The organism is Bradyrhizobium sp. 23 (genome assembly GCF_023073295.1).
GTDB lineage: Bacteria > Pseudomonadota > Alphaproteobacteria > Rhizobiales > Xanthobacteraceae > Bradyrhizobium > Bradyrhizobium canariense_D.
This window is the reverse complement of record NZ_JADPJF010000032.1, coordinates 109024-117090: the sequence shown is the minus strand read 5'-3', so window position 1 is coordinate 117090 and position 8067 is coordinate 109024. Positions and strand designations below refer to the sequence as shown.

11 protein-coding genes and 1 pseudogene are annotated in these 8067 nt (G+C 64.4%); 5 read left to right on the top strand and 7 right to left on the bottom strand.

What is annotated here, in order from left to right; genetic code table 11:
• Nucleotides 1–121: 121 nt before the first annotated feature.
• From IVB32_RS04830 to IVB32_RS04815, 4 genes are all read right to left on the bottom strand, one after another.
• Complete coding sequence (locus tag IVB32_RS04830) at nt 122–628, bottom strand: protein-tyrosine phosphatase family protein (protein ID WP_007607206.1); 507 nt, start codon at nt 626–628, stop codon at nt 122–124.
• 144 nt (nt 629–772) lie between these two features.
• Nucleotides 773–1387, bottom strand: a complete 615-nt coding sequence (locus IVB32_RS04825) for an HD family hydrolase (RefSeq protein WP_085352596.1) — start codon at nt 1385–1387, stop codon at nt 773–775.
• Nucleotides 1384–2010, bottom strand: coding sequence for a DNA-3-methyladenine glycosylase I (locus IVB32_RS04820; RefSeq protein WP_247369287.1), 627 nt, complete (start codon nt 2008–2010; stop codon nt 1384–1386). The genes IVB32_RS04825 and IVB32_RS04820 overlap by 4 nt, the downstream gene beginning before the upstream one ends.
• Nucleotides 2007–2888, bottom strand: a complete 882-nt coding sequence (locus tag IVB32_RS04815; RefSeq protein ID WP_247369285.1) for a folate-binding protein — start codon at nt 2886–2888, stop codon at nt 2007–2009. Before IVB32_RS04815 ends, IVB32_RS04820 begins: the two co-directional genes overlap by 4 nt.
• Before the next feature lie 101 nt (nt 2889–2989).
• Here IVB32_RS04815 and IVB32_RS04810 point away from each other — a divergent pair, with 101 nt between their 5' ends.
• From IVB32_RS04810 to IVB32_RS04790, 5 genes are all read left to right on the top strand, one after another.
• Entirely contained in the window at nt 2990–4327 is a 1338-nt protein-coding gene (locus tag IVB32_RS04810; protein WP_018458826.1) for a dihydroorotase, read from the top strand.
• A complete protein-coding gene (locus IVB32_RS04805; protein WP_247369284.1) occupies nt 4328–5197 on the top strand; it encodes a sulfurtransferase in 870 nt (289 codons plus the stop codon).
• 104 nt (nt 5198–5301) lie between these two features.
• The gene (locus tag IVB32_RS04800) at nt 5302–6006 is read left to right on the top strand and encodes an RNA polymerase sigma factor (RefSeq protein WP_247338386.1); all 705 of its coding nucleotides are present in this window, start codon (nt 5302–5304) and stop codon (nt 6004–6006) included.
• 90 nt (nt 6007–6096) lie between these two features.
• Nucleotides 6097–6630, top strand: coding sequence for a DUF4142 domain-containing protein (locus IVB32_RS04795; protein WP_247369283.1), 534 nt, complete (start codon nt 6097–6099; stop codon nt 6628–6630).
• Between the two features lie 10 nt (nt 6631–6640).
• Nucleotides 6641–6958, top strand: coding sequence for a cupredoxin domain-containing protein (locus tag IVB32_RS04790; protein WP_018458822.1), 318 nt, complete (start codon nt 6641–6643; stop codon nt 6956–6958).
• A gap of 92 nt (nt 6959–7050) precedes the next feature.
• On the opposite strand, the gene IVB32_RS04785 is transcribed toward IVB32_RS04790, so the two are convergent.
• The 3 genes and pseudogenes from IVB32_RS04785 to IVB32_RS04775 all read right to left on the bottom strand — a co-directional run.
• On the bottom strand, nt 7051–7317 hold the full coding sequence (locus tag IVB32_RS04785) for a hypothetical protein (protein ID WP_007594892.1): 267 nt from the start codon (nt 7315–7317) through the stop codon (nt 7051–7053).
• Nucleotides 7318–7459: 142 nt separating this feature from the next.
• The gene (locus IVB32_RS04780; protein ID WP_007607220.1) at nt 7460–7837 is read right to left on the bottom strand and encodes a TIGR02301 family protein; all 378 of its coding nucleotides are present in this window, start codon (nt 7835–7837) and stop codon (nt 7460–7462) included.
• A gap of 47 nt (nt 7838–7884) precedes the next feature.
• Nucleotides 7885–8067: pseudogene (locus IVB32_RS04775) on the bottom strand (NUDIX hydrolase); the annotation flags it as partial.

Here is an 8067-nt window from a genome sequence, read left to right as displayed (position 1 = left end):
TCGTGGATGGCCGGGACAAGCCCGGCCATGACGATGTGGAGGCGTCTGCGTAAAGGCTCGCATGCGATTGCTCTGCTCGCAAGCGGGAGAGGGGGCACACCTGTGCTGTGGTGCGCAACTGTCATTCGAGCTCGATCACGAAGGGGCGGCCCTCGACCATCATCGCGCCCGGGCCCATCTCGTCGAGTGCGCGCAGCATGCGGCCGTTGCGCCCCAGCGCACGGTCGGCAAGGCCGACGATGCGGCGGTTCGGTGAGGCGATCGGGGACGCCGCCCGGATCTTCTTCGCGATCTCGGTCTCGTCGCGATTCGGATTGAGTGCGCACACGGCGGCAAAGGCGCTCGCGGTGGAGCGGCTGATGCCGGCATAGCAATGCACCACCAGCGGCGCGTCGCGGTCCCAGCCGCGCACGAAGTTCAGCACCTGCTCGATATGCGTTTCCGACGGCGCGACGAAGCCGTCCATCTCCTCGGTGATGTCGTCCATCGACACCTTGAGATGGTTGGCCGGCAGCACCGACACCGGCCGCGCCACCTGTTCGACATTGGCCATCACGGTCAGCACGTGGCTGGCCTTGGTGAGGCGGACGGTTTCGGGAAGGGCGGCGAGGGAGCAGACGTGGATCATGGCGGACCTTTTTCCGCAGATTATAGCGAGCGTTGGCGGGGTGGGCAAAGCGAAGCGTACCCACCACTTTCGTCTCATTGCGCAAAACAGTGGGCGGCAAGGGCCCCTTTGCCCGCCCTGCAGGACTCTAACCCACGGCAACGATCACGCAAACACGGCGCCAAACCGCTCCAGAAACTGCTTCTCGGCCCGGGCAGCCGTCCAGGGGGTGAGATAGTCGCGCCGGACGCTGTCGGACAGGCCGGGATCCTTGCCGAACAGGCGCTTGGCCTCGCTCTCGCTGAAGCCGGCAAGCGTCGTTGCCTCCAGATAGGCCGCGCCGCGATCGGCGGCCTTGATCGCCAGCGTGATCTCGTCCGGCAGTACCGGCGGCAGGCCAAAGCGGATGTGAATCGCGCCGAGCAGACGTTTCTCGACCGCCTTGTAATGACCGTCGAGCACGGCCTTGAACGGCGAGATCATGTCGCCGATCACATATTCGGGCGCGTCATGCAGCAGCGCGGCAAGCCGCATGCGCTGATCCACGCGGGGATTCTCGTGCCGCATCACGGTTTCGACCAGCAGCGTATGCTGCGCGACAGAGAAGATGTGTGCGCCGATGGTCTGGCCGTTCCAGCGGGCAACACGCGCCAGCCCATGCGCGACGTCGGCGATCTCGATATCGAGCGGGGAGGGATCGAGCAAATCGAGCCGCCGGCCCGACAGCATGCGTTGCCAGGCGCGGGTGTCGGCGCCGCGGTCCGTCTTCTTCGCGCTCATTTGGCCTTGAGGCGCGGCTTGCGCTGCGACTTGCCGCAGCTCGCGTGACAATGGCAGTCGACGAGATGATCGTTGACCATGCCGGTCGCCTCCATGAAGGCATAGACGATGGTCGGGCCGACGAATTTGAAGCCGCGCGAGGCCAGCTCCTTGGAGATCTGCATGGAGAGCGGCGTCGAGGCAGGCACGCTCGCGGTGGTCTTGAAATGATTGACCTTGGGCCTTCCGTCCATGAAGTCCCACAGGAATTTCGAGAAGCCGAGGCCCTTCTCCATGATGGCGAGATAGGATTTCGCGCTTGATATCGCGCCGTCGATCTTGGCCTTGTTGCGCACGATGCCGGCATCGTTCATCAGCGCGTGAACCTTCTTCTCGTTGTAGCGTGCGATCTTTTCCGGCTGGAAATCGTCGAAGGCTTTGCGAAAATTGTCGCGCTTGCGCAGGATCGTGATCCAGGACAAGCCGGCCTGGAAACCGTCGAGGATCAGCTTCTCATAGAGCGCGCGGTCGTCATATTCCGGCACGCCCCATTCAGTATCGTGATAGGCGACGTAAAGCGGATCTTCGCCGGGCCAGGGGCAACGCGTCTTTCCGTCGGGATGCAGGCGAGGGGCACGGCTCATGCGATGGGTTGCTTCGTTGGAATGCGCACGACGTCTGGTTCCGCAAGCCTCACAGCGAGCCCACCGGCAGTCAGCGCCTGTCCCGCATCGAGCGCATCGGCGACGCGGTCGATGCGCACCAGCGCGATACCCTTTCCTTTCGCCGACGAGCCCATCGTGCCGACCGGCTTGTCGCCGGCCATGACGCTGACGCCGGGCTCAGGCGAGAAATCCTCGAGCAGCACCTTCACGCTGCGGGTGCGCGCTGTGCCGCGATGCTGCATGCGCGAGACGACCTCCTGGCCGACATAGCAGCCCTTGTCGAAATCGACGCCGGAAAGGCGGTCCATGTTGGTCTCGTGCGGGAACGCATCGCTGTACGTGAAATCGAGCCCGCCGCGCGGCACGCCGAGCGCGATGCGGTGGGCCTCGTATGCGGCGGCGTCGACGAGCTCGGCGCCGATCAGATCGGACAGCTTCTGTTTGAGATCTTCGGGGATGAGGATGCGGTAGCCGAGGTCCCCATTGCGCGGATCGGCGAAGGCGAGGTCGGGCTGGGCCGCGGGCTTGCCGTCCCAGGCCGCGAGCACGCCGAGATCGTCGGACAGGTTTTCCACCGTGACCTTGGCGCGCAGCTTGTAGAATTTCAGCTTGGTGGCGAGGCCGTCGGCAAGCGGCTTCGGGCAATCGATCAGGAACCCGCCGCCATGGCCGGCAGGCGCTTCCGTGATCAGGAAGTCCACGATGATCTTGCCCTGCGGCGTCAGCAACGCGCCGAATCGGCCCAGGCCCGGCTTCAGCTTGTCGACATCAGTCGTGACGAGGCCATTGAGGAAGTTGCGCGCATCCTCGCCCGCGACCTTGATCACGCCCCGGTCCGGAAGAAACGCTGATTTCATACGAAAATCTCTTGCGACATGTTGCTCCGGAACGTAAGCCCGCAAGGCAAAAACGACAAGACCTCAAGCCCTGCGCTTGGGGACGAGAGAGGCCTTCAGCCATGACCCAGCGTTTCGACGTGATCCTCAAGGGCGGCACTGTCGTCAACCAGGACGGCGAGGGGACCCGCGATGTCGGCGTCGTCAACGGTCGCATTGCCGAGATCGGCGCGCTGTCGCAGGCTTCCGCCGCGGAAGTGATCGACTGCAAGGGCCTGCACATCCTGCCCGGCGTGATGGATACGCAGGTGCATTTCCGCGAGCCCGGGCTGGAGCAGAAGGAAGACCTCGAGACCGGCTCGCGCAGCGCCGTAATGGGCGGCGTCACCGCCGTGTTCGAGATGCCAAACACCGCGCCGTTGACCGTGACGGAGGCCACCTTCACCGACAAGGTGAAGCGCGCCCATCACCGCATGCATTGCGACTTCGCCTTCTTCATCGGCGGCACCCGCGAGAATGTGCAGGACCTGCCGGTGCTGGAGCGTGCGCCCGGCTGCGCCGGCGTGAAGGTGTTCATCGGCTCCTCGACCGGCGCGCTCTTGGTGGAGGATGACGAAAGCCTGCGCCGCATCTTCCAGGTGATCCGGCGCCGCGCGGCGTTCCACGCCGAGGACGAATACCGCCTCAACGACCGCAAATCGCTGCGTATCGAGGGCGACACGCGCTCGCACCCGGTGTGGCGCGACGAGACCGCCGCGCTGATGGCGACGCAGCGGCTGGTGAAGCTCGCACACGAGACCGGCAAGCGCATCCACGTGCTGCATATCTCGACCAAGGAAGAGATCGAATTTTTGCGCGACCACAAGGACGTCGCCTCCTGCGAGGCGACGCCGCATCATCTCACGCTGGTTGCGCCCGAATGCTACGAGCGGCTCGGCACGCTGGCCCAGATGAACCCGCCGGTGCGCGGCGCCGATCACCGCGCCGGGATCTGGCGCGGCATCGAGCAGGGCATCATCGACGTGCTCGGCTCGGACCACGCCCCGCATACGCTGGAAGAGAAACAGAAGACCTATCCGGCCTCGCCCTCCGGCATGACCGGCGTGCAGACGCTGGTGCCGCTCATGCTCGACCACGTCAATGCGGGTCGGCTGTCGCTGGCGCGTTTCGTCGATCTCACCAGCGCCGGCCCCGCGCGCCTCTACAACATGGCCTGCAAGGGGCGGATCGCCGCCGGCTATGACGCCGACTTCACCGTCGTCGATCTCAAGCGCAGCGAGACCATCACCAACAAATGGGTCGCGTCCAAGGCCGGCTGGACCCCCTATGACGGGTTGCGCGTCACCGGCTGGCCCGTAGGCACCTTCATCCGCGGCCGCCGCGTGATGTGGCAGGGCGAGCTCGTGACGGCCGCGCAAGGTGAGCCGGTGCGGTTTCTGGAGACGCTGAGGGAGGAGTGAATGACCGAACCGACACCCCTCATCACCACCGAGCAACTTGCAGCCCAGCTCGGCGATCCCAACCTGCGCCTCTACGACTGCACGACCTACAACGAGCCGGTGCCGCCAGGCAGCGATGTGCCCTATCGCGCCGTGCCGGGCGATAAGACGTTCGAGGCCGGCCATATTCCGGGGGCCGATTTTCTCGACCTGCAAGGCGAGTTCTCCGACGCCTCTGCGCAGCAATTCTTCATGATGCCTGATGTGGCCCAGCTGGAGGCCGCCTTCGGCCGCCACGGCCTCGATGCATCCAAATCCGTCGTGCTCTACAGCATCGGCACCATGATGTGGTCGACGCGGTTCTGGTGGATGCTGCGCTCGCTCGGCGTTGAGGCGCGGGTGCTCGACGGTGGCCTCGACAAATGGAAGGACGAGGGACGGCCGGTCTTAACAGGCGCCCCGAAGGGCAATCCGGCCACGACCTTTAAGGCCACACCGCGCGCAGGCTTCTTCGTCGACAAGAATGCGGTCAAGGCACGGCTCGGAGATCCCGCGACCGTTATCGTCAACGCGCTCGGTCCCCAGTTTCATCGCGGCCTCGAGCCGAGCCGCTACGGGCGGCCCGGCCGCGTTCCCGGCAGCGTCAACGTATCAGCGGCAGCGCTCGTCAATGCGGACAAGACGCTGACGACGCTCGCCGATGCCGAGGCCAAATTCGACGCTGCAGGCGTCACCCGCGACAAGAATGTGATCCTGTATTGCGGCGGCGGCATCTCGGCGACGATCGACCTGCTGCTGCTGACGCAACTCGGCTACGACAAGCTGACGCTGTACGATGCCTCGATGGGGGAGTGGGCGAAGGATCCGGCGCTGCCGATCGAGACGGATTAGGACATTCCTTGGCCCCTCCCCAGGGGAGGGACAGAAAGTTGGGAACCTTTCCCTTGGGGCGGCATCCAATGTCCGGAACGAAGCCAAACGAGCAGGTGACCGCCATGCCACGGATCGCAGCCGGCCTGTCCGCCGGTGCCAAGACTTCAGAAATCAGGACATTGGAAGCCGAACTGGTCGAGCGGGCGCGGGGCCGTGACGAGGCCGCGCTGCGCGAGATCATGCAGGCCAACAACCGCAGGCTCTATCGTCTGGCGCGCGGAATTCTGCGCAGCGACAGCGAAGCCGAGGATGTCGTTCAGGAAACCTATGTCCGCGCTTTCACCCATCTCGACGGATTCCGCGGCGAATCCGGACTGTCGACGTGGCTGTCGCGCATCGCCATCAACGAGGCACTTGGCCGGGCGCGAAGCGCCAGGCCGCAGGTCGAGCTCGGCTCGGTGCCCGAAGCGACGCTCGAGGCGCAGATCATCAAATTTCCCGCTTCTCCCCCAGGCGATCCGGAAAGGACCATGGCCCAACGTGAAATCCAGCGCGTCGTCGAGCGCGCCATCGATGAATTACCGGATGTCTTCCGCATGGTCTTCGTCGCCCGCGTCATGGAAGGGATGAACATCGAGGAGACCGCCGAGCTGCTCGGCGTCAAGCCCGAGACCGTGAAGACGCGGCTGCACCGTGCGCGGACCATGCTGCGCGAGAACGTCGAAAAGGAGATCGGTCCGGTGGTGATGGATGCGTTCCCGTTCGCCGGGTGGCGCTGCGAGCGGCTGACCGTGTCAGTGCTGAAGCGGCTTGGCATCGGCGGCTGAATTTTTCGGGAACGTTTGCGCGAGAATTCCATCCAACGCCTGTGAAGCAACGCGCCGGCAAAACGTCCGGCACCACAGGAGTGTCAAACCATGTTCGTTCGTTGGACCACGGCGATCACCGCTGCAATTTTGTTGTCGAGCCCCGCGCTGCTGCAAGGCGCCAGAGCAGCCGACAAGCTGACCGATCCGCAGATCGCCCACATCGCCTACACCGCGGGCGTGATCGACATCAACGCAGCCAAGCAGGCGCAGAAGAAAGCCAAGAACAAGGACGTGAAGGCGTTTGCCGAGGACATGCTGCGCGACCACGAGGCCGTCAACAAGCAGGCGCTCGCGCTGGTCAAGAAGCTGAACGTCACGCCTGAAGACAACGACACCAGCAAAGCGCTGTCAAAGCAGGCGAGCGAGAAGCTCGCCGAACTGGACAAGCTGAGCGGTGCGGCCTTCGACAAGGCCTATGTCGCGAACGAGGTCGCCTACCACGAGACGGTCAACGGCGCGCTGGAAACCCAGCTCATTCCGTCCGCCAGCAATGCCGAACTGAAGAGCCTGCTGCAGACCGGCCTGAAAATCTTCCAGGGCCATCAGCAGCACGCCGAGCACGTCGCGGCGGAGCTGAAATAGGGAGGCGATGATGCTGGGACGATTGTCCGCGATCGCGACAGCGGTCCTGCTCGTGGCGGTGGCCGTCCCGGCGCACGCTGCGACCATCGAGATCACGATGGAGAATCTCGAAGTGTCGCCGAAAGACGCTTCGGCCAAGGTCGGCGACACCATTGAATGGATCAACAAGGACGTCTTCGTCCACACCGCGACAGCCAGGAACGGCGATTTCGACGTCAACCTGCCGGCGAAAAAATCAGGGACGTTGGTTCTGAAGAAGGCGGGCACGATCGATTATTACTGTCGCTTTCATCCCAACATGAAAGCGACGCTCAAGATCGAGCCGTAACGGGCTCGGAGCGTATTCCCGACCGTAGCGGAAGCTGGCCCCGCCTACGTGGCGGGGTCATTTTCGGCAAGGCTTACTGCCTGGAGAAAGACTTACTGTCTGGAAATGTCGACCGAGAATTCGCCGTTGCGGATGCGGCCGGGAAAGCCTTCGACGAACTTCGCCACCGCGTCCTCGCCATAGGTGCCGACGAGCTCGGCAAGGGCCGCAAACAGGCTCGCCTGCGCCAGGCAGTCGCCGTCGACGCCATCATGGCGCGCTTCGGCCCAGGCCTCGTTGAGATAACTCAGTGCGGCCTGCTTCTGCTCGTGATCGGGCAGCGGCGCGCGTGCGGGAGCGTAGGACACTGGATGGCTCATGAAACTCGTCGGGGCTGGGGCGCAATCCACGGCGATGCGCTGTGCGAGAGGTGTAGCACGCACGTTAACGCCCGCTAGGCCACATCTTTAGGAACGGTTAACGGCTGTGTACAAAGTCGATGACAGGGTTCCCGCCGCTGTCTCAGTTCGCGTAACGCGCCGTGAGATCGCGCGAGATCTTGGCGCCTTCCTCGATATAGCGGCGGATCGCCACCGTCGCGGCCGGCGTGCAGCTCCGGTAGGTCTGCTGAAAACCGTTATAGCCGCGGTTGAAGCCGGCGATCATGCGGGTGCGGCGTTCGCCGGCGGGGGTTTCGGCATCGATCAGCGCCTGCATCTCGCTGCGCCATTTGTTGCCCTCGTTGGACCCGCAGATGCCGCGCAGATAGTGCAGCCCGCCGAGGATCTCCGCCAGTCGCTGCAAATCGCCGTCAAACGGCGCTGCCCCGTCCTGAGCCCTCGTGGGCACCGAGGCGCAGGCGAGAATCAGGGCAAAAATGGCCAGAAATCGCGTCGACATCGGCCGGGTGTATGCCTCCTCGGGGCGATAGACGCAAGGCGGGGCCGTCAGGCGCCCATCAGCCGGTGAGCGGACTGGATGACCTCTTCCAGCCCGCCGGTCAGCTTGAGGTCGCCAAGGCTCGCCAGGGCCTTTGGGGCGATCCAGCGGCAGTCGTCGAGCTCGTCGTTGAGAACCGGCTCCCGGGCCACCCAGCGGGCGGCAAAGGACATGATCAGGTAGTGGCCGGC